The following is a 26,292-nucleotide window of genomic DNA, read 5'->3' on the forward strand; positions in this document are numbered from 1 at the left end:
GGCGACCACCCAGAGCAATACTTTTACCGCCACTCTGGAAGTAACGGTAGTGAGAGTGCAGGGCAATGGGAATCTGGTCATTGAGGGTTCCAAAGAAGTGCTGCTCAATGGTGGGCATGAGTATATCCGGGTCGCCGGGGTGGTGCGGCCCGCTGACGTGACGCCACAAAATACCATTTTATCCACGCAAATTGCCGATGCGCGCGTGGAATATAGCGGCAATGGCAGCATTTACTCAGCCGCACGGATGCCCTGGCTGGCGCGCTTTTTCCTGTCGCTATGGCCTTTCTGAGGAAAAAACAGATGCCCAAGCTTTTGCGATTATCTTCTGCAATCATCTTGATGCTGGTACTGATGACATTTACCGGATTGTTTTCCGCCCAGGCCGAAACAATCCGCAATCTGGTGTCGGTAGGCGGGGTGCGCAGCAACCAGCTGGTCGGTTATGGTTTGGTAGTCGGGCTGAATGGTACGGGCGATCAGGCTACGCAGGTGCCCTACACCACCCAGTCCCTGCTCAATATGTTTCAGCGTTTGGGAATCAATTTACCCGCCTCTGTTGCCACCAATCTGCAACCCAAAGATGTGGCTGCAGTGATTGTGACCGCACATCTGCCGCCTTTTGCGCAACCGGGACAAACTATTAACGTAACAGTTTCTGCTGTGGGTAATGCCAGCAGTCTGGCGGGTGGTACCTTGCTGATGACGCCATTGAAGGGCGCCGATGGCCAAACCTATGCAGTAGCTCAGGGAAACCTGATTGTCAGCGGTTTTGGGGCCAGCAGTAACGGCTCCTCGGCACAGGTAAATATCACGACGGCTGGAACTATTCCCAACGGGGCCAATGTGGAGCGGTCTGTTTCGTCGGGTTTTGATCAGGCGGGGCCGATGATGCTCGAATTGCATAATCCGAGTTTTACGACGGCGGCACGTATTGCCAATGTCATCAATCAGCAGCTGGGATATGGGGTGGCAGAAGCACTGAACGCCGGAGATGTTCGGGTCAATGCACCCGGTTCGCCCGGAGCGCGGGTCAATTTTCTTTCACAGATTGAAAATCTGGATGTCAGTCCCGAAACACCACTGGCCAAGGTAGTTATTGATGCCCGCAGCGGTACGGTCGTGTTAGGACAAAATGTCACGCTGGGTGCCTGTGCGGTTGCACATGGCAATTTATCGGTGACCATTTCCCAAAAGTATCTGGTCAGTCAGCCCAATCCCCTGGGCGCGGGGCAGACAGTGGTGGCGCCGCAGGCCAATGTGAAAGTTCAGCAGCCCCAGGCGAAGTTGTTGATGTTTGAACCGGGAGTCAGTCTGGAAGCTGTGGTACGTGCTCTCAATGCGGTGGGAGCAACCCCTACAGACTTGATTGCCATTTTGCAGGCCATGAAAGCGGCGGGTGCCTTGCACGCGCAACTGGAAGTCATATGAGTGCTGCCATCAATCTGACCGCTACAACGCGCTCTGCGGAGGTTGGTCCACAGGCTGCGGCAGCTACTGCCAGTGACGCCCTCAACTTTTCCGGACTGAACCAGTTGCGTAGTGAGGCCCAAGCCCACAATCCAAAAACCATTCTGGCCGTCGCCAAACAGTTTGAAGCCGTTTTGCTGCAGGAGATGCTCTCGTCCATGTCGGCCACTTCCTTCGGTTCGGATTTAACTGGAAAAAATTCCGGGCCGATGCTGAAGTCTCTGTTTAACCAGCAGATTGCGCAAACCGTCAGTCAGGGGCAGGGCATAGGTATTGCCCAGACCCTGGCCAAGGAAATTGCTACGCGTTACAACCTCCATTGGGGTAAGCAGAACGCATCACCGGCCGGGGACAAGGCGATGACCATGCCCGCCCGTAATGCGGCCTTATCGGCTCCGGTCATGACTTCGGCAAGCTGGGCCAAGCCTTCGCAGAGTCTTCTGGAACAGGCCAAGTCCTTTGTGCAATCCATACTGCCTGCCGTGCAGGCTGCGGCACAGAAGTTGGGCGTGGCACCTACTGCCATTATTGCCCAGGCTGCCCTGGAAACCGGTTGGGGGAGTCATGTGGCCGGTAACAATCTTTTCGGCATCAAGGGGGGCGGTTCCTGGCTGGGCAGTTCGGTGGATAGTCTGACGCATGAATTCGAAAACGGCGTGAATGAAGTGGAAAATGCTGCTTTCCGCGCTTACCAGTCGGTCGGGGACAGTGTGCGCAATTACGCCAGCTTGTTGATGAATAACCCCCGTTATCGCGGGGCATTAGGGCAGGGTAACAATATTGCCGGATTTGCTGAAGCCTTGCAGCAGGGAGGTTATGCGACCGATCCGCAATATGCGAACAAGCTGGTGGCAGTGGCAGACAGCCCGCTCATGCAAGAAGTGATGGGAGACGTGTCGCTGGCTAAGGCCGGTGGCTAAACTTTATGCCTTTTTGTGTCGTTACAAGAATATAGAATAGTGCGGGGACCGGGTCAGAAAATGGATAGTCAATCGTTGGGGCAAGAATTGGAAACCGTTATCCAGCTGACGATGGTCTTTGAAGAGCAAAGACAGTGGCTTGTCCGAGGTGACTGGACCCGGCCCATGCCCAAGGCCGATGCCCCCGAACGTTTGGGCAAGCGACTATTGGCGCTTCGTGCCAGTAATCAAAAGATTGCGACTTCAGTAGAGCTTGGTGAGGCGGTATTGGCACTTCAGGAAAGTTACAGCGCCTTGGATCATGCCTTGCGGGTTGCCGGTTCAGGTTTAGGAGAGGCTCTGGTTGTGCTGCGTCAACAAGCCGGAATTGTTTATGGTAGCGGGGAATATACGGGTCGTTCATTGGGGAGTGCATAATAATGTCTGGAATCAGTGGGTTGGTAAATAATGCGTTGACCGGCTTGCAAGCTGCCCAATCCGCCTTGCAGGTGGTTGGGGACAATATTGCCAATGTAAATACGCCCGGATACAGTCAACAAAGTGCTTTGCAGTCAACGGCTATCCCTACCGCCATTGGCGGCCTTTATTACGGAAACGGCACTCAGATCGATTCCGTGCAACGCAGTTACAGCAGCTTTTTGCAGGGTCAGGTCTGGACGGCCAGTGCCAGCGCCAGCGGGCAGGCCAGTTTATCCAGTTCCCTCCAGAATATTCTGGGCATGCTCAATAATGGCGGCGTCAGCTCCCAGGTCAGCCAGTTTTTTTCCGGGGTCGCGCAAGTGGCTGCCAGCCCGGATGACATTCCCGCCCGCCAGAGTATGCTCAGTAATGCACAGACCCTCAGCCAGACATTTCAGTCATTGGGTCAGCAGTTGGCCAGTGTTGGCAGCGGGGTTAATCAGCAAATTACCCAGTCCGTTGACCAGATCAACAGCATCAGCAAGCAGATTGCACAATTGAATGTTCAGATTTCTGCCGCGCAGGGTAATCCCAACGGGTCACCCAATGATTTACTGGATCAGCGCGATCATCTGATTACCGAATTAAATGGTCAGGTGGGTGTGCAGGTTCTTAAACAGCAGAATTCCCAGCTCAGTGTTTTTCTGAGTAATGGACAGGTGTTGGTGGCGGGTGGTCAATCGTTTGCCCTACAGACCCAGAGTAGCCCATATAACCAGCAAACTCTGGATGTAGGTTATGCCAACAGCGGCGCGGACATCTCCAAAAGCCTCACTGGTGGAACCCTGGGCGGATTATTGCAATTTCGCAGTCAATCGTTGAACCCTGCCGAAAATGGCTTGGGACTTTTGGCAGATGGTATTGCCTCGGCCTTGAATGCCCAGCAGGCGCAAGGCCTGAATTTGAACGGTAGCAGCGGTTCAGCCTTGTTCAGCACAGGTGCGGTGCAGGTATTCGCAAATACGCATAACAGTAGTGGCGCGGCTTCTGTGCTGGGCAGCATTACCAACGTCGGAAATCTGAGTGGCAATGATTATATTTTGACCAAAAGCTCAGGTTCCGTATGGACTTTGCAGGACCGCAGTACGGGAGCAATGGTGGCAAGCAGTTCCGGCTTTGTATCTGGGCACACGACGACCCTGAATTTTTCCAGTGAAGGATTCCAGTTGCAGGTTTCCGGAACTGCGGCAGCAGGGGACAGCTTTCTGGTAGAACCGACGCGTCAGGGTGCCGTGGGCATGCAGACGGTGCTGACTGATCCTGCGGGCATCGCAGCCGCCAGTCCGTTTGTAAGTAGCCCCGGCATGTTAGTCAGCGGCAGTCTGCAGAATAATAATCTGGGTAATATGACCCTTTCTGCCGGACAATATGTCAGCGGTGCCGCCTCCGGCGTGGGAGTCCCCCCTAGCGACATATCGTCATTTCCGACTAATTTGCAGATCACCATGACCAGCGGTGCCAGTCAGGGTGGTACGGCGACTTTCCAGATTACTTCAGGTTCAGGTACTACGGCCTCGGTGATAACTACTGGAACTGTCAGTCTAGGTGGTTCCGGTACGCTTATCAATATCCCGTATCCCAATCCACCAGGAGGATATTGGCAAGTGAATCTCAGTGGCACCCTGGCGGCTTCCGGCGATGCGTTTACCTTGAGTCCCGGCGGGGCGGGGAGTAACGGCAATGCCCAGGCGATGGCAGCGCTGGCCACCAGCAAGGTTTTGAACAATGGAACGGCGACCTTCAACGACAATGCCGCGCAATTACTCACTCAGGTGACCAATCAGGCCGCTCAGGCCCAGAATAATGCTCAGGCCCAGCTCACGGTTTTGCAGTCGGCCCAAGCCTCGCAGCAAGCGGTTTCCGGCGTGAATCTGGATCAGGAAGCCGCCAGCCTGATTCAGTATCAGCAGGCCTATCAGGCGGCGGCAAAAGCCATTTCGGTCGGCAGTACCTTGTTTCAGTCATTGATACAGGCTCTATAAGGAGAACAGCATGCGCGTCAGTACCCAGGAATTTTACCAAAGCAGCCTGTATTCCTTGTTGAACCAACAAAGTACGCTGAATAATCTTTCGCAGCAGCTTTCCACCGGCAATGCGCTGATCAACCCTACCAATGATCCTGTGGGTAATGCTCAGGTTTTGGACCTCAATACCAAAATTGCCAATCTGGGCAGCTATCAACAAAGTAATACTTATGCTCAACAGGGACTCAGTATGAGTTCCAGCACCTTGCAAAGTGTCGGTACCCTGATGAATCAGGTGCAGCAACTGGCGGTGCAGATGAATAATGCTACGGTCAATTCCAATGACCTGCAAAATGCTGTAACGACCATGCAGGGAAACCTGCAGCAACTGGTGCAACTGGCCAATACGCAAGATGCCAATGGTACTTACATCTATGGTGGGTCCAATGCCCAGACTCCGCCATTTCAGCTACAGAGTGATGGCACTGTTCAATACATGGGCGATTCCAGTCAGAAAACCCTGCAAATCGGCCCGGGACTGACAACGCCTGTTTCTCAGGCGGGTAATGCGATTTTCATGAATGTTCCGGCAGGAAATGGCACTTTTACGGTAACGGCGTCCGGCAGTAATTATTTGATTCCGGCAACTTCCGGAGCAACGGCCACGGATGTAGGCAATACCACTTTAGGGCCGGGCAGTGTGCTGAATCAGGCGACGGCGGATAGCCAGTTTGTGGCCGATAATGCTCAATACGAAGTCAGTATCAGTAATACTTCCAGCGGCCTGACATATACGGTCAGCAGTGGCACAGGTACGGTTGACAGTACAGGATGGTCAGCCAGCTCCGGAACCGTTGTCAGCGGCACTTATACGCCCGGGCAAAGTATTAACATACCCAGCACCTTGGGCGGCAGCCCCTTTATGACGGTCTCGACCAATGGGCAGCCGGTATCGGGACAGACCGCGCAATTTACTCTGGCTGCGGCAAAGCCCCAAAGCATTTTTCAGACGTTCAGTGATCTGATTGCCGCCTTTACTGGTAGTGCCGGTTCTCCAGGTGCTAACACGAGTCGCTCACAAAACATTAGTAATGCTCTGGCAAATTTGAACCAGTTCCAGACCACGCTGCTGAGTACCCAGGCGCAAATTGGTTCGAACATCCAGCAGGCCCAGAGTGTGCAATCGCTGAATGCCAATCTGACCCAGCAATTCCAGACCGACCAGGGTAATATTGCCGATGTGAGTTACCCTCAGGTTATTACCCAGTTTCAGGAAAGCTCGACGGCGTTGCAGGCTGCACAGAAGGCCTTTGTGCAGGTGCAGGGTTTGAGTTTGTTTAATTATATTTCGTGATATCCGATTAATTGTATATCGATTACTACGGGTAAATGTTATGAAATGTGTCATTCTTGCAGGTGAACTCGGGACCCGAATCTCCGAAGAGACTCATTTCAAGTCAAATCGTAGAGTTTTATGTTATAATAAACTTAACATGTAAAATGTTAAGTTTATTAGACTATCTTTTAAGCTTTAATAATTATAAATTTTAAAAAAATTTAACAAGAGAAGGTATATTATGCGTATTCTTCAAGTAACACCATATCCTACGCTGAAACCAATACATGGTGGCCAGATAAGAGCTTCGCAGATATCGCACGCTCTACGAATGTCTGGGCATAAAGTAAAATCTATCGCCTTATATGATGAAAATTATAATGATGTTGGGCCAGAGGATATAAAGTTGCCCAATAGATCAAACCCATGGAATCTTTGTGAATCAATCTTATCTGACTATTTTGGTGGGGAGATTGCTAGGAAGGATATCGCTATCCTTTCTGCATTAAGAAAAATTGTTGACGAATTTGAACCAAGGATAATAATTGTTGAACAGCCATGGTTTTTTTCTGCAGTGCAAAATGTTGTTAAATCAAATAGTAATATCAAGTTGGTTTACTCATCACAGAATGTTGAATGGAGATTGAAAAATGATTTGCTGCAACGATATGGTTGTGTCGATAGGGATCTTTTGGTTGAAAAGATAAGATGCGTCGAAGAAAGCGCTGCTCGCGCTGCTGATTTAGTTGTTGCTTGTACGAATGAGGATCTATTATTTTATGAAAATATAGTAAGTAAAAAAAATTTTAACGGCATTTTAGCGTGTAATGGTGTAGAACCATTTAGTTATAAGCATGAACATGTTTTAGAGTTGCATGAAAATTTAAATAAAAAATTATTAGTTTTTGTTAGTAGTGCGCATTTACCAAATGTGCATGGGTTCTGGGAAATGATCGGGTTAGACTTATCATTCTTAATGCCAGATGAAAAAGTTTTGGTTATTGGGAGTGTGGGGTCAATTATATTGAATAATAATATTCAAGAGTCTGTTTCAAGTATTGACATTGAAAAATTCTTTATTGCTGGGGTGTTGGAGAAGGTCGAACTTCATTCTCTTGTTAGCGCTAGCCATATTGTGCTGTTACCAATCACTTGTGGTGAAGGATCAAATTTAAAAACTGCTGAGGCTTTGGAGTCTGGTTTACCTATTGTGGCGACTAGTAAAGCCATGAGAGGTTATGAAGATGCGATGGCATTGGATCATGTTTATATCGCAGATAATCAAGAAAGCTTCAGAGCGGCAATACGGACTGCTCTTGATAAACCGCGAAAAACTGATTTAACTCCTCAAGGTATTCGTTCCAAGTATTATTGGTCTAATACGCTAGAGGGTTTAATTAAGTCTATCAACAGGTTGTCAGGAGCGAGTAATTCAGAGTTATTAAATAATAAAAAAAACTTCCCCGATGTGCAAAATCCTGATGAAATCCTGATGAAAGATGATGCTAATAATAAAAATAATTTTGTTAGTTATTATAATGGAATGCTCTTAAAAAAGCGTGACGAAACTAGAAAATTTGTCGATCAGTTATTTGATGGGTTGATGAACATCACTGAGCTAAAAGAAGTGGATGGATATAAAACCTTACCCGATTGTACGAAAGAAGAAAAAAGATCATCTGTCATCGACAGAGAAGATAATTATAAAATTCCTTTTGGTGTTAACATTATTGGATATATTTCTGGAAATCTAGGTCTAGGCGTTTTTGCCAGATCGGTGGTTTCATCTTTGTTGAATATTGGTGTTAAGGTTTCAATTTTGGATGTTGACCCTGGTCATAATCGCTGGCGACATGATATTAGCTTTGATTATCTTTCGCTACCTCCGGAAAAACTTCAATATTCTATAAACATTTTTCTTTTTCCACCGGAAACGATGTCATGGCTCCTTCCTATCATGGGAAATTCCTTGCGGATTTTTGAGCGTGTAAATGTGCTTTGGACGATGTGGGAATTACCTAAAATACCTCGAGAATGGTACTTTGGATTACAGCTGATGGACCTTATTATGGGAGGTTCTCCTTTTGTTACAGCATCTGTTGCGACTTCTTTAGATGGCCCAATTGTTTTGGATGCGGCGGTCCCTCATGTTCTGCCTGTCCATCAGAAATATCTTCGTGACCATTTTTTATTGCCCGAAGATAAAATAGTTTTTTTGAGTGCGTATGAACCATTTAGTGATCCTCAACGAAAAAATCCATTCGCCGCAATAGATGCATTTCGCCGTGGAGTAGGAAATAGCCAAAAAGCCATTCTTATTATAAAAGTAAATTCAACAGGTGATTATTGGCGAGAAGAATTACTGCGTTTTATTGCAAATGATTCTAGAATTATTATTTTTGAAAAACTATTATCTTATGATGACACAATCTCTTTGTATAATTGTTGCGATGTGTTTATTTCATTGCATCGAGCCGAAGGGTTTGGTCTTGTACCTCTGGAGTTTATGGCACTAGGAAAACCAGTCATTGCAACAGCATGGTCAGGAAATATGGCCTACATGGATGCTGATTGTGCTTGTCTTGTTTCTTATAAACTAATACCAGTAAATGGCAGTATTAGAGCTTATCAAACTGATTTTATAGGATCGGGCGTGCAGTGGGCCGACCCTTCTGTGGAGGAGGCCGCTGTTTGGATTGAAATGCTTCTTAATAATTCTCAGCTGCGTTCTGATATTGGGCAAAAAGCAGCCAAAGCAGCGGCAATTTATTTTGATAAAGCAAATAAGTGCGAATGGCTTATACAATTGGTTGCTTTGAGTAATCAGTATAATTTATTTCCTCAACGTCGGCGTCGTAAGGAATTAGCTTTTAGTAAGCTGATTTCACAAAACGATCCATGGTTGTTAGAATTCCGTTCACTTGGAAATGTAGAAAAATGGGCCAAAGAGTGGACGGGTGCGAAAATTTTTCCTGTATTTCAGGCACTTTGCTTTGCTTCTAGTCTAAATGAAAAATGTGAGATCACCAAAATAAATCTAAAAAATCTATGGTATGCATCCAGCATTAAAATTTATTTAGTTTATAATAATTATGACTTTTTTGACTCAATTGATCGGATCGAATTATGTACCAATAGTGACTGGTTAATACTCATCGACGCCGGCGACCAACTCGCCCCCGACGCCATCTTCCGCATTCAGATGGCCGTCCAGAACCATCCCGAGTGGCAACTTATCTACACCGACGAGGACTCCCTCACGGCTGACGGTCAGCACGTCAATCCGCACTGCAAGCCCGATTTCAACATCGACTACCTGCGAAGCCTCCCCTACATAGGCGGCTTGCTGGTCATCAAAAAAGAACTTTTTGAGGCGCTGGGTGGTTTCGATCCGCAAGCCGATGGGGCGGAAGATTACGATTTCGTCCTGCGGGCCTGGGAAAAAATCGGCGATGCCGGTATCGGTCATATTCCTGAAGTGCTTTACCACCGTTTGCAGGGCGGCGGGCACTGTAACAAGTCCGTTGAGGAAATCCTCCAGGTCAGTCAGGCTGCTTTGCAGAGGCATTTACAGCGCCTGAATATTGCTGCGGAAGTATTGCCCGGACCTTTCCCGCCAGCCACTCGGGTGCGTTATCCCCTGACTGGCACGCCTCTGGTTTCCATTATTATCCCCACCCGCAATCAACTCGGCTATTTGCAGCGCTGCGTGGAATCGCTGATCGAGAAAACCAGGTATGCGCATTATGAAATACTCATTGTCGATAATGACAGCGATGATGCCGAGGCACGCACTTATTTGGATATGCTTAAGGCACAGGAAGAGCAACTGGGTGGTCGTTTGCGCGTACTCAGGCATCCCGGTCCTTTCAATTTCTCGGCCATGAATAACCGTGCAGTGGAACAGGCGCGGGGCGATTACGTCCTTTTGCTCAATAACGACACGGCGGCACTGCATGATGACTGGCTGGATGAAATGGTCAGCCAGATTTTGCGTCCGGAGGTGGGTATTGTCGGCGCAAAGTTGCTCTTTCCTGATGGCAAAATTCAGCATGCCGGCGTGATTCTAGGAATGCGCGGGCCGGCAGAACATCCTTTTATTGGTCAGCCACCCGAATATCGGGGCTATTTTGGCCGGGCCATGCTGACTCAGAATTTATCGGCGGTGACGGGAGCCTGTCTGCTGATTAAAAAATCCTTATATCAAGAGCTGGGTGGGCTGGATGAAAAACAGTTTCAGGTTTCCTACAACGACATTGATCTCTGCCTGAAGGCACGCGAAGCCGGTCATAAAATTGTGTTCACTCCTTGGGCGATGCTCCTCCATGAAGGTTCCGCCAGTCAGCGCGGTGAAGTCGAGAAAAAACCCAGCCCCGAAAAAGAAAAACGCTTTGCCGGCGAAAAAATGGCTTTTTATCAGAAATGGCTGCCACAACTGGCTTTTGATCCTGCCTATAATCGCCATTTGAGTCTGGCGAGTACGGATTTCTTGCTTGAAGATCAGGCCGCCCTGACCTGGGACCCGGAATGGCGTCCGCGTCCGCGCATTCTGGTGCATCCGGCGGACCGGGAGGGTTGTGGAGAGTACCGGATCATCTCCCCTATGCGCGCCTTGCAAAAGGCGGGGAGGGCACAGGGCTGGGAAACCATGCGGATTTTTGAACCAGCGGAAATGGAACGTTTTTCTCCGGAAAGTATTGTGTTGCAGCGGCAGATGGAATGGCCGCAAATCGAAGCCCTGGAACGCCACAAAAAGCTGCTGAAAACCTTCCGGGTATTTGAAATTGATGACTTGATCACCAATTTGCCGGTGAAAAGCCTGCATAAGGCCCAGATACACAAGGATATCGCCAAGCGGTTCCGCAAAGCAGCGGGTTTGTGTAACCGTCTGGTGGTCGCGACGGAGCCCCTCGCCAAAGCCTATAAAGGATTCGCCGATGAGGTGCGCGTTCAACCCAATTGTATTGAAGAAGCCATTTGGGGATCCTTGCAGCCCCGCCGACGCGCCGAAGCTAAGCCCAGGGTCGGTTGGGCCGGCGGTGTAGGGCACACGGGTGATCTGGAAATGATCGCCGATGTGGTGCGCGATCTGGCCGACGAAGTGGACTGGGTGTTTTTCGGCCTCTGTCCCGATGCCCTGCGTCCTTATGTCCGCGAGTTTCATACTGGGGTACCCTTACCCCAGTATCCCAACAAATTGGCTAGTCTGGACCTGGATCTGGCTTTGGCGCCCTTAGAGAATAATTCGTTCAATGAAGCCAAAAGCCACCTGCGGATTCTGGAATACGGGATTCTCGGCTATCCGGTGATTTGTTCAGACATTTTCCCCTATCAGGGAGATTTCCCCGTCACCCGGGTTGCCAACCGCTATCGCGACTGGGTACGGGCCATCCGTGAGCAGATTGCCGATAGACAGGCTCTGGCAACAGCAGGTGACCACTTACGGGAATATGTGCGCGCCCACTGGTTGCTGGAAGAGCATCTGGATGACTGGTTGGCGGCCTGGCTACCCTGAGGCTCAAAGCTCGCTGTCTTCATAAAGGTCATCTGCTTAATCGATTCAAGTTTTTCGCTGGAGTGTCGTTATAGGGAGTGTACAGAGTAAGTACAGCTTGGCAAGGATGCCATTTCAACCCTAAGAAAGGAGCACGATCATGGCGATTTCAGGAATTATCAATACCAACGTGGGTGCACTCAGCACTTTAAATGCCTTGAATAACACTCAGGGTAGCCTCAACACTTATCTTCAGCAGTTGTCCACCGGCAAGAGCATCAATGGTCCGGCGGATAACCCTGCAGGTTATGCTATTGCTCAACGTTTCCAGACCCAAATCAATGGAATGAACCAAGCGGTTTCTAACGGTAACCAAGGCGTTTCTCTGGTCCAGACAGCTACAGGTGCCATTCAGAATCAGACCAGCCTGTTACAGCAGGTTCGGACTACGGCAGTCCAGGCAGCTAACGCTTCCAACACCACTTCGGACCGTCAGGCTCTGCAGGGTGTGGTCAGTCAGTTGCTGGCGCAGGTGCAAACCATTGCCACCCAGACTCAGTTTAATGGCCAAAATCTGCTGGATGGTACTTTTGCGGGTGCCGCTTTCCAGGTAGGGGCCAACTCTAACCAGATCATTAATGTGGCGGTGGGCGATACAAAAACCAACGCAATGGGTAATTATAGTACCGCAGTGACTTCCAATACCAAAGGTGCTTATTCCAGCTCATCTGGCGTATTCATGGATGGGGGTTATGCTGCTGGAGGTGCATTTACCGTTAGTAGTGGTACAACAAGTGGTGTAGGTGGCGGGGGGAATTTTACTAGCCAAACTCTTGGAATTTCAGGTTCAGTTGGCAGCACCTCAGTTCAAGTGGGAGCCGCTAATGAATCTGCATTTACCCTAGCTCAGAGTGTCAATGCTGTATCTGCCCAGACTGGTGTAAGCGCTCAATCTTATACCAGTGTGGCTTTTTCAGTTGCGGCAACGGGTAGTGTGAGTTTCACTCTTGGAAATGGTTCTAGTGGGAGTGTTTCTAACGCTGTAAACATTTCTGCGACGATTACTAGTGGTGCTGGTGGGCAATTGGATCTCGGTTCTTTGGTGACAGCCATTAATAATCAGGCTGCTATCACTGGCGTGTCTGCTAGTACCCAAGCTGTGAATGGAACTCAGGAGTTAGTGCTCACCCAAAGTCAGGGCCGCAATATTGTGATGCAGGCAAGCTCTAGCACAGCTTCATCTGGGGGTATGACTTCTGGCTCTACTGCACAGTTGCAAGTGGTAAATAATAATGTCGCCGCTGGTGCGAAACCGTCTTCAATTGGGGGCGCTTTTGGCTCTGGTAGCGGCGGTCTTCTCATCCAAGGCGCCGTGCAATTTGAATCCTCCTCTTCCTATGCCATTGGCAACGCCAGCGGTATCGGTTTCAGTTCGCAGGCGGCCAGCCTGGTTTCTGGTGCAGGTGGTTCAGCTGTTGCGGATATTAATGTCACCACCGCCGCCGGTGCCCAACAGGCCATCGGGATCATCGATCAGGCCATCAACTATCTGAACCAGCAAAACGGCAGTCTGGGTGCTATCCAGAACCGGATTCAGGCTTCGGTTTCCAATGATCAAACTACGGCTACCAACCTGCAGTCTGCGCAATCGGTGGTTCAGGATGCGAATATCGCGCAGGCGACTTCGCAGTTGACCAAGTATCAGATTCTGCAACAGGCAGGTATTTCTACCCTGGCGCAGGAAAACTCCTTGCAGCAGAGCTACCTCAAGCTTCTGCCCTAAGGTGATGATGCTTTAATCAGTTTCTCTCCCACTTCTGCAGGGTGGGAGAGTTTTATCAGTGGAGAATGAACATGGATGCTCTCTCTATGACAAAGAGTTCGTTATCTATACCCGGAAGTGCAGCGTCAGATACGCAGCAAGTGAGTGAGGCGAATGTACCGCCGACACGGCCGCCGACAGCGCAGCAAAATACCTTGGATATAACTTCAACAACACCCAAAAACAAAACATTGCATCCTGAAAAAGTGCAGCAGGCTATTCAGAAATTACAAAATAATTTACCAGCGAGTGCTTCTGTTACCTTAGAGGCTGGTCTGGACCCGGACGGAACGCATCCCGGACAGGTTCTGGTGAAACTCAGTGATAAAATTACCAAACAAACATTTTTTGAATATTACGTACCGGCCGAACAGGTCGTGAAAAGTGCTGAAACCGGAGACGCATTGCAACCCGGCAGCCTGATGAATACCAAGGCCTGAATTTTTTAAATTTATTGTGCAGGAGTAAAGATTATGACCGCTTCACTATCTGGTTTGGTCAGTGGCATTGATGTCCAGTCACTTATTACGAATTTAAGTGCGGCTTATCAGGCCCCTATTACTATCCTGCAGAATCAGCAACAATCTTACCAAACGACTTTAAGTGCCTGGGGTACCCTGCAGAGTAGTCTATCCGGTTTGCAGTCAGCCATGAGCAGTTTGCAGAATCTGGGTAATACCAATAATCGCAGCGTGACCCTTTCCAATGATAATGCGGCCTCGGCTACGGCTTCTGCTAATGCGCCGCAGGGAAGTTACAGTCTGAGTAATATGGTTCTGGCGCAGTCCCAGAGTATTTATTCCAGCAATTTTACCAGCGCCACCAATAATTCAGTGGGTACCGGTACCCTGCAAATTCAGGTCGGTAGTGGTGCTGTCCAGAATGTGGCTATCAGTGCTTCCAATGACAGTCTGGATGGCATTGCCAGTGCCATTAATCAGGCCAACACCGGAGTGAATGCCGCCGTTGTCTATGATGGCACCGGCTATCGCCTGACTTTGACCGGAAAGGGTACGGGGGTGAATAGTGCTTTCTCGGTGAGTACCAGTGGTACAACGGGCAGCTTATCTTCGCTCAGCTACAGTAGTGGCGCATCTGGTTCCATGACCTTGAGCCAACAGGCTCAAAATGCCGGTGTCAGCATTAATGGTTTGCCGGTTACCAGTACGACCAATACGATTTCCGGAGCTATTCCCGGAGTAACACTCAATTTGCTGCAAGCTAGCGGTAGTGCAACCCTGCAGGTTTCCAGCAGTAATAGCGCTTTTGTGTCGGGTGTCCAGAGTTTTGTGAGTGCTTTCAATAAGACCATGGGCACCATCAACCAGTTGACCGCTTATAATGCTCAGGCTGGTTCCGGTGGTCCTCTGTTGGGTGATGCTTCGGTGCAGGGTTTGCGGACCCAGTTGCTGGATATGATTTCCGGACAGGGCATCGGGATTTCTTCGGGTAGTTCGTATAACTCCCTGGGCAGTGTGGGTTTGGGACTCACCAGCAGTGGTACGATCAGTTTGAATACCGGCACTTTGACTACAGCGCTCTCTGCTGATTTCAATACGGTAGCGGGTCTGTTCGGGCAGGCGGGCAGTACCAGCAACGCCAATGTTCAGTATCTGAACGCGACCAGCGCAACGCAGGCGGGTACTTATGCCATTAATGTGAGTCAGGCCGCGACCCAGGCCAGCACTTCGGGGAGTGCCGCCATTCCTTCCGGTGGCATTCTTCAGAGCGAAAGTCTGACTTTTGGGTCGGGGAGCAGTTCGGTAGTGGTGTCCTTGAGTTCGGGCAGCACTCTTAATGATATTGTGAGTACCATCAATGATACCCTGCAGCAGTCGGGCATGACGGGCATTACCGCCAGTGCCAATAATGGTTATCTGGAATTGCAGTCCAATGCTTACGGGAGCGCCCAGTCTTTCACCGTAAAATCCAATGTGGCGGCAGGTTCTGGCGGTACCGGAATTGGTACGAGCTTGTTGACGGCTACCGGAACCGATGTAGCGGGGACGATTAATGGCCAAACTACCAGCGGTTCCGGTCAGACCCTGACGGTCACCGGTCCGGGGAATGCTTCGGGTTTGCAGGTAAGCATTACCGGAAACAGTACGGGAAACCTGGGAGCAGTAACCCTCAGCCAGGGGTTATATCAACAAATGACTACACTGCTGAGTTCCGCGCTCAATACCCAAAGTGGTTTTGTGAGTGCCGCCCAGAACGGTATCACTTCTTCCATCAATGGCTTGGGTGCGCAGATTACAACATTGCAACAGTCAGCCTCCAATCAGACCGCCTTGCTTACGCAGCAGTTTGCTGCCATGCAGTCACAACTGTCTTCTCTGCAGTCTACCAGTCAGTATCTGAATGCATTTTATTCTTCCAATAGTTCCAGCTCGTCCAGTTCCAGTTCGAGCTCCAGCAGTTGAGGGAGGTTTTAAGCTATGAGTGTAGCGACAGCGGCGGCCATGCAGGCTTATAAGCAGGTCGGCAATCAGGGGATTTCCAGTGATCGTCTGGTGTTGCTGGGGCTGGAAGGTATTCTGGAATATACCCGGCGCGCCCGTCTGGCGATCCAGACTAAGGACCTGAGCGTCAAGGCGGATTCCATGGATAAAGCCTACCAGCTGACTGCCCACCTTTTGGCCAGTGTGAACTTCGAGCAGGGCGGTGAAATTGCCAAAAATCTCGACAGTCTTTATCGTTTCCTGTTAAATCAGTTGGCACAAGCCAATATTTTTGATGATTTGCAGGCGCTGGATGCCTGCCAGCCGGTGCTGGTGGATCTGCGCGATGCGTGGAGGGGACTGCTGGGTCATTCCTGAGGCATAACTTTCCGCATCTGAAGGAGTGACTGATGCTGGAGCAGCATGCCGTGGTACTGGAGGAAGTGCTTCCCCTGAGTCTGGAGAAGGGTGAAGTAGACACTGTGCGACGCGCTCGCCTGATGCTGGATAATATGGCGCTTCTCAAGGCATTGTTGGTTATGGATGATCACTTGCTGATGGAGGATGACAACCGTGAAGCCATCAGCAGCCTCGAGACCAAAATCGATTTGCTGCTGCTGTTGGTAGGTAAGGGCATACAAGGACTGGAACCTTTGCCAACATCTTATTCCTGCGCGCTGGGTGCAGAAGATCTGTATTGGGAGGCCGCTTCTTCAGCAGATTTTCCCCATGAGCATGGCCCGGTCTGCGTGGCCCTTTTTTTGCGCCCCAGGATTGCCATGCCGCTGTTTCTTCCGGGCACCCTCCATATGTCAGTGACTCAGCCGGAGGGCAGCGCAGAAACGCTATTGAGTTATCATTTGCACTTTCAGCTAGACGCGCGCGTGCAAGAATCACTGGATCGACTAATATTCCGTCACCATCGGCGTTCCATAGCGCGGCAAAAGGATCATCATCATTTGTCCGCAGAATGACAGGCGTTTGTTATGTACACTGAAGTAAGCACGGAAAACGGATCAACTCTGGAGAGGCGCAGCCTGTCGCGCGAAAGTTGCGGACTGGTTGGAAACAGTGTGCCTATTCAGCAGATGACAGCGATGCTGGCTAAGGTGGCGAAAACGGACAGTACTGTCTTGATTCTGGGTGAATCGGGTACGGGCAAGGAAGTAATAGCCCGTTGTCTGCATCAGCATTCCTTGCGTAGTCAGGGACCTTTTGTGGCAGTTAATTGTGGAGCTATTCCAGAAGAATTGATGGAAAGCGAGCTTTTCGGGCATGAGAAAGGGGCTTTTACGGGGGCTTTGGCCGCACGTAAAGGCCGTTTTGAACTGGCTGAGGGCGGCACTCTTTTCTTGGATGAAATTGCCGAAATGAGTCCGCAAATGCAGGTGAAACTGCTGCGTGTGCTTCAGGAAAAACAATTTGAACGGGTGGGCGGTGCGCGGGTTATGGAGAGTAATGTGCGGATACTGGCCGCTACGCATCGTAATCTGGAGACGCGGATTCAGGAGGGCAGTTTCAGAGAAGATCTGTACTATCGTCTGAATGTTTTTCCGGTACACGTGCCCCCCCTGCGCGATCGCCCGGGTGATATTCATTTGTTGTTTGCTTATTTTATGGATAAGTTGATCACGGAAGGTCATCTGGCCGTTAAGCTTGACGGAGGCTCTCTGCGGGCCTTGGATGCTTATGAGTGGCCAGGGAATGTCCGGGAACTCCGTAATCTGGCAGAAAGGCTGGTAATTTTGCATGGTGGTGAGACGCTTTCCTGTACTGATCTGCCCGCCCGCATGCGCAGTGTGGAGAATCTGGAGCTGCAGGATGAACGGCAAAGTCTTGCCGCCGTGTGGGCAGAGCCATCGGGGAGTTTGCCGGAGCCGCCCTTTGATCTCAAATTGCATCTGGAAGAAATAGAAAAGGAATTCCTGCTGCAAGCGTTGGCTATGTGCGATCAGGTTGTTGCCCGGGCTGCGGAACGTTTGGGACTGCGCCGGACAACCATGGTCGAGAAGCTGAAAAAATACGGACTGAGCACGATCAGGGACATGGATCATTAATGTCTGGTGATGGCTCCTCGCCCTTGCCTGATGCTTCGAGCCTTATCGAAGCTTTCAAACTCTTCAACCAAACCTCACAGGAACTGACGGAAGCCTACGGCACCCTGCAGCAGGAAGTCCAACGTCTTTCTGCAGAGCTGGCCGAGGCGAATGTGCGCCTTCGCGCCGAACTGCAAGCCAAGGAACAAATGCGTGAACGCCTTGCCCTGCTTCTGGAAATGCTCCCGGGCGCGGTGTTGGTGGTGGACCATACGGCGCTGATTGCGGAAATGAATCCGGAAGCAATTCGTTTGCTGGGTGCGGATTTGCGTGGTTCGGACTGGCAGGCCTTGCAACCCAGACCCATGTCAGGTTCCGGGGATGAGTGGTTGCTGTTGCGCGGTTCTGGCAGGGATCAGCCGGTACAGGTGACACTTGCTGTCAATGCGTTGCCGGGCGAGGGTGGGCAGGTGATTTTATTACAGGATGTGACAGCGGCGCGCGCCCGTGAGGAGGCTGCCCAACGACGGGAACGTCTGGCTGCAATGGGAGAAACGATGGCGGGACTGGCGCATCAATTGCGTACCCCTTTGGCTACGGCGCTGCTCTCTGTTTCGCACCTGCAATTTGAACGTGGTCCCGAACATTTTGCACGGCAACAGCAGCGCGCGCTGGAAAGATTGCAACATCTGGATGCGACCATTGATGCCATGCTGCGTTTCTTGCGCGGTGCGGAGCAGGAAAGCGGCTCTGTGGCTTTGACCGCGATTCGCAGTGCGTTAGAGCGGGAGTGGGGCCCACATTTTTGTCAAAAAAATGTCACTCTGGATATTGGCGATGCACGGGATGACTGGTTTTTGACGGGGACCCTGGCTGCCTGGGTCAGTGTCTTGGCCAATATGCTGCATAATGCGCTGCTATTCAGCAACGCTGGACAGTCAGTGATTATTAGGTTTGACGAAGCCAATCGGGGTACCCTGCGCTTGAGCATTCGGGATTTTGGCCCGGGTATTGCTGAAGCGGATCAGGAAAAGGTTTTCATCCCATTTTATACCACTCGTCGGGATGGTACCGGATTGGGTTTGGCCATTGCCCGTAATTTTGTGGTGGCCATGGGGGGAGGTATAGAGCTGGAAAAGGTATCTCCTGGTACCTGCTTGGTGCTGATTCTGCCGTTATGGCAGGTAGCTCAGCCACTGCCCAGCGGTTCAATGAGTCAGGAGTAGGAAGTATGGAGCAGTACCAGGCACGTATTTTACTGGTTGAAGATGATGAATATCTGGCTGAAGCCTTGCAGGAGTCGCTGGAGGATCAGGGCTACCGCGTGCAATGGGCCGAAGATGGAACGGCCGCATTACGCCTGCTGGCGGCGACGTCTTATGATCTGGTCGTCAGCGATGTGCAGATGCGTCCTATGGATGGTTATACCCTTTTGAAAACCTTGAGCGTACAACATGATGCACCGCCGGTATTGATGATGACAGCCTGGGGTACGATTTCCGAGGCAGTGCAGGCTTTGCAAAATGGTGCGGTAGATTATGTGGTGAAGCCCTTTACGGTAGATGTCCTGCTGGAAAAGCTGCGTAAATTTGCGCTTCCACAATTGCCGGCCGATACCCAAGGACCCGTGGCGCAGTCTCCGGCCATGTTGGCGACGCTGGAAATGGCGAAAAAGGTGGCTTCCACGGATGCCACTGTGTTGTTAGTAGGCGAAAGCGGTGTCGGGAAAGAAGTGTTGGCACGTTATATCCACCAGCAAAGCCGCCGTCAGTCGGGGCCATTTATTGCTGTTAATTGTGCGGCCATTCCGGAAACCCTGCTCGAAGCCACTCTGTTTGGGCATGAAAAGGGGGCATTTACGGGTGCGGCGCAAAGTAGTTCAGGGAAGTTTGAGCAGGCTCAAGGCGGTACGCTGCTGCTTGATGAAGTGACAGAAATGCCTGTTCAGTTGCAGGCCAAATTACTGCGGGTGCTGCAGGAGCGTGAGCTGGAGCGGGTCGGCGGCAAGCAGACCATTTCCCTCGATATTCGTCTGATTGCCACCAGTAATCGGGATTTGCGCCAGGCTGTAGCGGAAGGCGTACTGCGGGAAGATCTGTATTATCGTCTCCAGGTTTTTCCTATTCAGATTCCGCCATTGCGCGAACGCCAGGCGGATATTTTGCCGCTTTCCGAGCATCTGTTAAGGCGGCACTGTCAGCAGATGGGGATTCCCGTAAAAGGGCTCAGTATGGCAGCAAAGCAACAGCTTTACTTTTATGAATGGCCCGGCAATGTGCGCGAACTGGAAAATGCCCTGCAACGTGCGCTCATTCTCTCAGTTGAAAATGACATTCAGGTAAATGATCTGGGTTTACAAGGATCATCTGCAAGCATACCTTTGCCTGAGATGAGTCCTACATTGGTGGTGGAAACAGCAGACTCTGTTGTGGCCCTGGATGATCTGCGTGCGCATCATGAACGTGAAGCCATTACCTTGGCCTTGAGCCAAAGTCGCGGTTCAAAGGCTCAGGCTGCAGAGCGTTTGGGCATTAGTCCCAGGACCTTGCGTCACAAAATACAGCGTTTTCGGGAAGCCGGTTATGAGTTGGGATAAAATTGGCCCGGATATTGCTTGTAATTTTTAGGAAAAATAAACGAAAGGTGCGACCATGAGTAGTGTAGATTCCCTGGATTCCTTAATGACTCAGTTGCGCGCTCTGGCCGATCAGGCACAGGGTGTCAAAGTGCCGGATAAATCTGCCGCCGGTCCCGATGATTTTGCCAACACGCTGAAAAGCATGGTTGGGTCGGTGAATAATCAACAAAGTCAGGCGGGTGCACTGCAATCAGATTTTTCCAATGGCGACAAATCGGTCAGCCTCAGTCAAGTGATGGTTGCTTCGCAAAAAGCGGATCTTTCCTTTCAGACCATGCTTCAGGTGCGCAACAAGCTGGTGTCTGCGTATCAGGACATCATGAATATACAGGCATGATTCCATGCGTTTCGAGCACTTGCGTAGATTCTGCTGATGGCGACTGAAACCGCGACGAATCTCAACCTGGCAGGCGGAGCCGCACAGGTGCAGCGACGCTGGCAGGAGCTGCCGCCGAATCGCCGTCTGGGCGTATTGGTGGCTCTGGCTGCCGTGCTTGCCGTTCTGATTGCCGTGATTTTCATGAACGGAAGTCCTTCCTACAAGGTGTTGTACACCAATCTTTCGGATCGTGATGGTGGGCAGGTTATTGCCGAGTTACAGAAGCTGAATGTGCCCTACCAAATCGGTGATGGCGGTGCAGTCATTTCAATACCTGCCAATCAGGTGTATGCGACCCGCATGAAATTGGCCGCAGACGGGTTACCCAAAGGTGCCGGTGTGGGTTTCGCCATTCTGGACCATGAACCCATGGGTACCAGTGATTTTGTGGAGCACGTGAATTACCAGCGTGCTTTGGAAGGTTCTCTGGAAAGAACCATCGCCTCCCTCAGTTCTGTGGAGGGAGCCAAAGTACATCTGGCCATGCCCAAGCCCTCGGTATTCCTGAGCGAGCAGGAAAAACCCACGGCTTCGGTGATGTTGAACTTGTATCCCGGTCGCGAACTCAGCGGTGCCCAGGTGGCAGGCATTGTTCATCTGGTTGCTGCCAGCGTGCCGGGGCTGATGGACAAAAATGTTACGGTAGTGGATCAGCATGGCAATATACTGAGCACCCGTGGCAATGCGGATAACGGATTACAACCTTCCCAGCTGGCTTACCAGCGTAGCGTGGATCAGCAATACGAAAAACGTATTCAGGCTATTCTCACCCCTATTGTCGGTGCCAAAGGCGTGCGCGTAGCCGTATCGGCAGATATTGATTTCGCCAAAAGTGAAAGCAGTTCGGTGAGTTATGGTAAAGGTCAGATTCTCAGCCAGCAAACCCACAATACTTCTGGCACCGGTGGTTCCGGGCCTTACGGGGTTCCTGGGGCACTCTCCAACACGCCTCCCGGAGTGGCGGTAGCTCCCCTGGTTGCGCCGGTGGCTTCCAATTTGTCACCTGGAGCGCTTATTGCTCTGGCCCCCACGCTGAAAATGCTGGCGCCTACTGAAAGCAGTACGGATTCAACCACCAACTACGATTTGGACAAGACTATTGTCCACACGGTTCAGCCGGTAGGAACCGTCAAGCGCCTGTCTGTGGCCGTGCTCGTCGATGATCAGGTTTCCGAAAGTTCCCTGGGTGCCGTCAAGGCAAAACCCTTATCAACAGCGCAATTGGCGCAAATCCAGCAGCTGGTGGAAGATGCCATTGGTTATAATGCCAAGCGGGGCGATACGGTCAAAGTCGTCAATATGCCCTTCACTACCCAGTCAGCGGCAAGCGCTTTGCCCTGGTGGCAGCAACCCTGGTTCCTGAATCTCATGAACAGCGGGCTGCGTTATCTGGTCATTCTTTTTGTGGCATTACTCCTCTACTTCGGTGTTGTCCGCCCGCTTTTAAAACGCCGTGTGCAGCAGGAACCCGGCATGGATAGTGCGGATATGGAATCTGGAGAAAATTCCGCCAATGGATCGCCGGATTCCTCTCCAGAATCAGCAGCAGCAATGGCTAATGCTGAAGCCATTCGCGAACAGGTCAATATTCCCGGCAATCCCCTGGAAACAGATTTGTATGTCTCCCGGCAGCTGGTCATGCAAGATCCCGCCAGAGCTGCGCAGGTTGTCAAGGAATGGTTATCTAATGAGCACGAGTGAAGATCTCAGTGGCACGGATCGTAGTGCCATTCTTTTGTTGAGTCTCGGTGAGGACGAAGCTGCCGAAGTCATGCGCCACCTGGGACCGCGAGAAGTGCAGAAACTCGGTGCGGCAATGGCCCGGATATCGCACATTTCCACGGACCAGGTACAGCTAGTCCTCTCGGATTTTCGTTCCCGACTGGAGCGCCAGACTTCTCTGGGCGTGGGCAGCGACCAGTATATTCGGGCCATGTTGACCAAGGCTCTGGGTGCGGATAAAGCGGGTAGTCTGATTGATCGGATTCTTCATGGTGGTGATGCCAGTGGTCTGGAGAATCTGAAATGGATGGATGCCCGTTCCATAGCCGACTTGATCAAACTGGAACATCCCCAGGTGGTTGCCATGATTTTTGCCTATATGGAGCCGGAGCAGGCGGGAGAGGTCATTCATCATCTTCCTGATCGCCTGGTCAGTGAAGCCATGATGCGTCTGGCCAGCCTGGAAACGGTGCAGCCAGCTGCCATTCGCGAGTTGAATGAAATTCTGGAGGAACAAATTTCCGGTGAAGCGCAAAGTCTGCAGGTAGCCAGCCTGGGCGGACCAAAAGCCGCCGCTGATGTTCTGAACCGCCTGGAAACCAGTCTTTCATCCAGCATTCTCGACAACATGCGTGAGACCGACGATGAGTTGGCCGACAAGGTTCAGGAAAAAATGTTTGTATTTGACGACCTGATCAAGCTGGATGACCGCAGCATGCAGGTGTTACTGCGTGAAATACCCTCGGATGGTTTTGTGACGGCGCTGAAGGGTGCCAATGCCGCACTGCGCGAAAAATTCTTTGCCAACATGTCCAAACGTGCGGCAGAAATGATGCGCGATGATCTGGAGGCAAAAGGTCCGGTACGGGTCAGTGAGGTGGAAAGCAGTCAGAAGGCGATTTTGCAGATAGCTACGCGACTGGATGCCGCCGGTCAGCTCAGTCTGGGTGGTGGCAGCAGCGAGGCCATGTTGTGATTGGGCAGCCCCTGTGAACAAGGGTGCGGAGATCATCTCCAGAGACAGCAGTGCTCAGGTGCAACGCTGGCAACTGCCGGAGGTCAGCAGCTTTTCAACAGCTTCCCATGCTGAGATGGAATCGTCTCCGGAAGGGGGCGAAATCCTTTCTGCTGACATCATCACTTTACCAACGGCCGAGCAACTGCAGGCCATTTATGCGGAAAGTGAGCAGAAAGGACATGAGCAGGGTTATCAGCAAGGTTATAAAGAAGGGCAGGCCGAAGGCTATCAAGAGGGGCTGGCCCGCGCAGAAGCTGAAAGACGTTCTTTGCAGGATATTCTTTCCGGTCTTTTTTCACCCTTACAAGCCCTGGATGCGAGTGTTGAGCAATCTTTGCTGGCGCTGTCTCTGGAAATCGCCCGCCAGGTTATTCGTCAAGAATTGCGGCTGCGCCCGCAAGTTTTGTTACCCTTGTTGAAGGAAGCTTTGCGTGCGGTACCTCTGCGGAGTGTCAACCCGGTTATCCGTTTGCATCCTGATGATGTGGATATGCTGCAGCGTCTTATGCCTGAACTTGGCGACCAGGGAGTGGACTTGCTTGCTGATCCCCAAATCGAACGGGGAGGCGTTCTGGTTTCTGCGGGTCTGGATGATAATGCGGCCAGACCCGACCGCCGTTGGCAGGATCGGGATCTGGATCATGCGGCCACTCAGCTTGATTTGCGCCTGGAAAATCGCTGGCGTGCCGTCCTCGAACGCTTATTTGGTGAGCTTTCAGTATGATGTTGCGCTTTGCTGATCGCCAAAAATTGTGGGGAGATACCCTGAATCATTTTACGCAAAGATTACCTGAAACATTCCCCGCCTTGCTGCCCAGCGGCCGTCTGGTGCGCATGGTGGGGCTGGTTCTGGAAGCAGAAGGATTTGACGTGAGTGTCGGCACCCGCTGCCGGGTGGAAGCCAGCAATCAACGTGGTATTGATGCTGAAGTGGTCGGTTTTCACAATGAAAAGCTGCAGTTGATGGCTGCTGGTGATTTGCACGGAGTCAGGCCCGGTGCCCGGGTGCAGCCCTTGTCCGGGGAAGCACAGGCGAGTGTCAGCGAACGTCTTCTGGGTCGCGTAATGGATGGACAGGGTCAGTTTCTGGATGGTCTTGGCCCGGTATCAGGACTCATCCGCGTGCCTCTGTTGGGTGTCAACATCAATCCCATGCAGCGTGCCCCGGTTAAGCGCCCCCTGGATGTTGGGGTGCGCGCCATCAATGCCTTGTTTACCATTGGTCGCGGCGCTCGCATGGGGCTTTTTGCCGGGAGTGGCGTCGGCAAAAGTGTTTTATTGGGTATGATGGCGCGAAACACCGATGCTGACGTGATTGTGGTGGGGCTGATTGGTGAACGTGGTCGTGAAGTCAAGGAATTCATAGAAGATATTCTTGGTGCCCAGGGGCTGCGTCGCGCTGTCGTAGTCGCAGCCCCTGCTGACGTTCCGGCTTTGACCCGGATTCGTGGGGCCCATCTGGCCACAGCCATAGCCGAATATTATCGTAGCCAGGGTAAGCATGTTTTGCTGCTCATGGATTCACTCACCCGCTATGCCATGGCCCAAAGAGAAATCGCCCTGGCCGTGGGCGAACCACCTGCTGTTCGGGGTTATCCACCTTCGGTTTTTGCGCGGCTGCCAGCGCTGGTGGAACGGGCGGGCAACGGTCCGGTGGGCGGCGGGAGTATTACGGCTTTTTATACCGTTTTGATGGAAGGGGATGATCAACAAGACCCTATTGCTGATAATGCCCGGGCAGTTCTTGACGGGCATCTGGTTTTGTCACGCAGTCTGGCGGAGCAGGGCCATTATCCGGCCATTGATCTGGAAGCATCCATCAGTCGGGTCATGCCCAACATCGTGTCTTCTGCTCAGATCAATCAGCTTCATCGTTTAAAACGTCTCTACAGTCGTTATCGGGAGCATCAGGATCTGATTGCGGTGGGTGCGTATACGCCGGGCATGGATCCATTGCTGGATCAGGCAGTACGTGCTTATCCGGCCATTCTGGGATTTCTCCGCCAGAATCAGCAGCAGTCCGTGTCTTTGCAGAGCAGTCAGGAGCAATTGGCGCAGATCATGGCAACATATATGGAAGAGGGTTAGTTATAGATGATGAGCCGCCAGAACGTCTTGTTATTTTTGCGGGAGGATGCTGATAAAAGACAGAAAGAAATAGCTGTTCGTCTAGGAAAGCAGCGAAGTTTACTGAGTGAAGTGCAGCAGAAGTTGCAACTCCTGGAAAATTATCTGCAGCAGTATCGAAATCAGGCGATTGCGGCCGAGACTTCAGGAATCCTCGGTGCGCAGGCTCTGGATACCCGCAATTTTATTCATCAACTGGAGCAGGTCCTGCAGATTCAGAAGGAAAATGCTCTACGTCAACAGCAAAGCGTGGCGCAAATCCAGTCTGAATGGGCTTCTGCCCGTGTCCAGGAAAAAGGCTTTGCCGCTTTGGCACGCCGTATCGAGATTGAACAACATGAGCTGGAATTACGCAAAATTCAGAAAGAACTGGATGAGTGGGCGAATCGTCGCCCTGGCTGTCAATGAGCTGGTGTGAAATTTGCTTGGGTACTGTCTGATAATTTTAAGCTGAGGATTTATCCGG

21 protein-coding genes are annotated in these 26,292 nt (G+C 51.2%); all 21 read left to right on the forward strand.

Annotated elements, in window-relative coordinates; translation table 11 throughout:
* A partial coding sequence (locus tag BLW97_RS05810; RefSeq protein WP_143214907.1) for a flagellar basal body L-ring protein FlgH occupies positions 1 to 292 on the forward strand: 292 nt, incomplete at its 5' end.
* 11 nt (positions 293 to 303) lie between these two features.
* Positions 304 to 1,431 (forward strand): flagellar basal body P-ring protein FlgI, encoded by a 1,128-nt coding sequence (locus BLW97_RS05815; RefSeq protein WP_010640007.1) that lies wholly within the window; start codon positions 304 to 306, stop codon positions 1,429 to 1,431.
* Entirely contained in the window at positions 1,428 to 2,390 is a 963-nt protein-coding gene (gene flgJ, locus BLW97_RS05820) for a flagellar assembly peptidoglycan hydrolase FlgJ (protein ID WP_207650562.1), read from the forward strand. Before BLW97_RS05815 ends, flgJ begins: the two co-directional genes overlap by 4 nt.
* 60 nt (positions 2,391 to 2,450) lie before the next feature.
* The gene (locus BLW97_RS05825) at positions 2,451 to 2,807 is read left to right on the forward strand and encodes a hypothetical protein (protein ID WP_143214854.1); all 357 of its coding nucleotides are present in this window, start codon (positions 2,451 to 2,453) and stop codon (positions 2,805 to 2,807) included.
* Positions 2,808 to 2,809: 2 nt separating this feature from the next.
* Positions 2,810 to 4,831 carry a flagellar hook-associated protein FlgK gene (gene flgK, locus BLW97_RS05830; protein WP_075322620.1) on the forward strand — a complete coding sequence of 674 codons (2,022 nt, stop codon included), beginning with the start codon at positions 2,810 to 2,812 and terminating at the stop codon, positions 4,829 to 4,831.
* A gap of 10 nt (positions 4,832 to 4,841) precedes the next feature.
* On the forward strand, positions 4,842 to 6,167 hold the full coding sequence (gene flgL, locus BLW97_RS05835) for a flagellar hook-associated protein FlgL (RefSeq protein ID WP_075322621.1): 1,326 nt from the start codon (positions 4,842 to 4,844) through the stop codon (positions 6,165 to 6,167).
* 223 nt (positions 6,168 to 6,390) lie between these two features.
* On the forward strand, positions 6,391 to 11,664 hold the full coding sequence (locus tag BLW97_RS19760) for a glycosyltransferase (protein ID WP_077218258.1): 5,274 nt from the start codon (positions 6,391 to 6,393) through the stop codon (positions 11,662 to 11,664).
* A gap of 139 nt (positions 11,665 to 11,803) precedes the next feature.
* Entirely contained in the window at positions 11,804 to 13,426 is a 1,623-nt protein-coding gene (locus BLW97_RS05855; RefSeq protein WP_075322622.1) for a flagellin N-terminal helical domain-containing protein, read from the forward strand.
* Between the two features lie 71 nt (positions 13,427 to 13,497).
* Positions 13,498 to 13,905 (forward strand): hypothetical protein, encoded by a 408-nt coding sequence (locus BLW97_RS19970; protein ID WP_242947707.1) that lies wholly within the window; start codon positions 13,498 to 13,500, stop codon positions 13,903 to 13,905.
* Between the two features lie 33 nt (positions 13,906 to 13,938).
* Positions 13,939 to 15,888, forward strand: a complete 1,950-nt coding sequence (gene fliD / locus BLW97_RS05865; RefSeq protein WP_075322623.1) for a flagellar filament capping protein FliD — start codon at positions 13,939 to 13,941, stop codon at positions 15,886 to 15,888.
* 15 nt (positions 15,889 to 15,903) lie between these two features.
* Entirely contained in the window at positions 15,904 to 16,284 is a 381-nt protein-coding gene (gene fliS, locus BLW97_RS05870) for a flagellar export chaperone FliS (protein ID WP_010639975.1), read from the forward strand.
* 32 nt (positions 16,285 to 16,316) lie between these two features.
* Positions 16,317 to 16,880, forward strand: coding sequence for a PilZ domain-containing protein (locus BLW97_RS05875; RefSeq protein WP_075322624.1), 564 nt, complete (start codon positions 16,317 to 16,319; stop codon positions 16,878 to 16,880).
* A gap of 12 nt (positions 16,881 to 16,892) precedes the next feature.
* On the forward strand, positions 16,893 to 17,963 hold the full coding sequence (locus BLW97_RS05880) for a sigma-54 interaction domain-containing protein (RefSeq protein ID WP_075322625.1): 1,071 nt from the start codon (positions 16,893 to 16,895) through the stop codon (positions 17,961 to 17,963).
* A complete protein-coding gene (locus BLW97_RS05885) occupies positions 17,963 to 19,168 on the forward strand; it encodes a sensor histidine kinase (protein ID WP_075322626.1) in 1,206 nt (401 codons plus the stop codon). The genes BLW97_RS05880 and BLW97_RS05885 overlap by 1 nt, the downstream gene beginning before the upstream one ends.
* 5 nt (positions 19,169 to 19,173) lie before the next feature.
* Positions 19,174 to 20,538: a sigma-54-dependent transcriptional regulator gene (locus BLW97_RS05890; protein ID WP_075322627.1), complete on the forward strand. Its 1,365-nt coding sequence runs from the start codon at positions 19,174 to 19,176 to the stop codon at positions 20,536 to 20,538.
* Between the two features lie 55 nt (positions 20,539 to 20,593).
* Positions 20,594 to 20,917, forward strand: coding sequence for a flagellar hook-basal body complex protein FliE (gene fliE, locus BLW97_RS05895; RefSeq protein ID WP_075322628.1), 324 nt, complete (start codon positions 20,594 to 20,596; stop codon positions 20,915 to 20,917).
* Between the two features lie 36 nt (positions 20,918 to 20,953).
* Complete coding sequence (gene fliF, locus BLW97_RS05900) at positions 20,954 to 22,660, forward strand: flagellar basal-body MS-ring/collar protein FliF (protein ID WP_075322629.1); 1,707 nt, start codon at positions 20,954 to 20,956, stop codon at positions 22,658 to 22,660.
* Positions 22,647 to 23,657 (forward strand): flagellar motor switch protein FliG, encoded by a 1,011-nt coding sequence (gene fliG, locus BLW97_RS05905; protein ID WP_075322630.1) that lies wholly within the window; start codon positions 22,647 to 22,649, stop codon positions 23,655 to 23,657. Before fliF ends, fliG begins: the two co-directional genes overlap by 14 nt.
* 13 nt (positions 23,658 to 23,670) lie before the next feature.
* Positions 23,671 to 24,423, forward strand: coding sequence for a flagellar assembly protein FliH (locus BLW97_RS05910; protein WP_075322631.1), 753 nt, complete (start codon positions 23,671 to 23,673; stop codon positions 24,421 to 24,423).
* Entirely contained in the window at positions 24,420 to 25,787 is a 1,368-nt protein-coding gene (fliI, locus tag BLW97_RS05915; protein ID WP_075322632.1) for a flagellar protein export ATPase FliI, read from the forward strand. Before BLW97_RS05910 ends, fliI begins: the two co-directional genes overlap by 4 nt.
* A gap of 6 nt (positions 25,788 to 25,793) precedes the next feature.
* Positions 25,794 to 26,234 (forward strand): flagellar export protein FliJ, encoded by a 441-nt coding sequence (fliJ, locus tag BLW97_RS05920; protein WP_024892704.1) that lies wholly within the window; start codon positions 25,794 to 25,796, stop codon positions 26,232 to 26,234.
* The last annotated feature ends 58 nt before the right edge of the window (positions 26,235 to 26,292 follow it).

Source organism: Acidithiobacillus albertensis (assembly GCF_001931655.1).
GTDB classification, from domain to species: domain Bacteria; phylum Pseudomonadota; class Gammaproteobacteria; order Acidithiobacillales; family Acidithiobacillaceae; genus Acidithiobacillus; species Acidithiobacillus thiooxidans.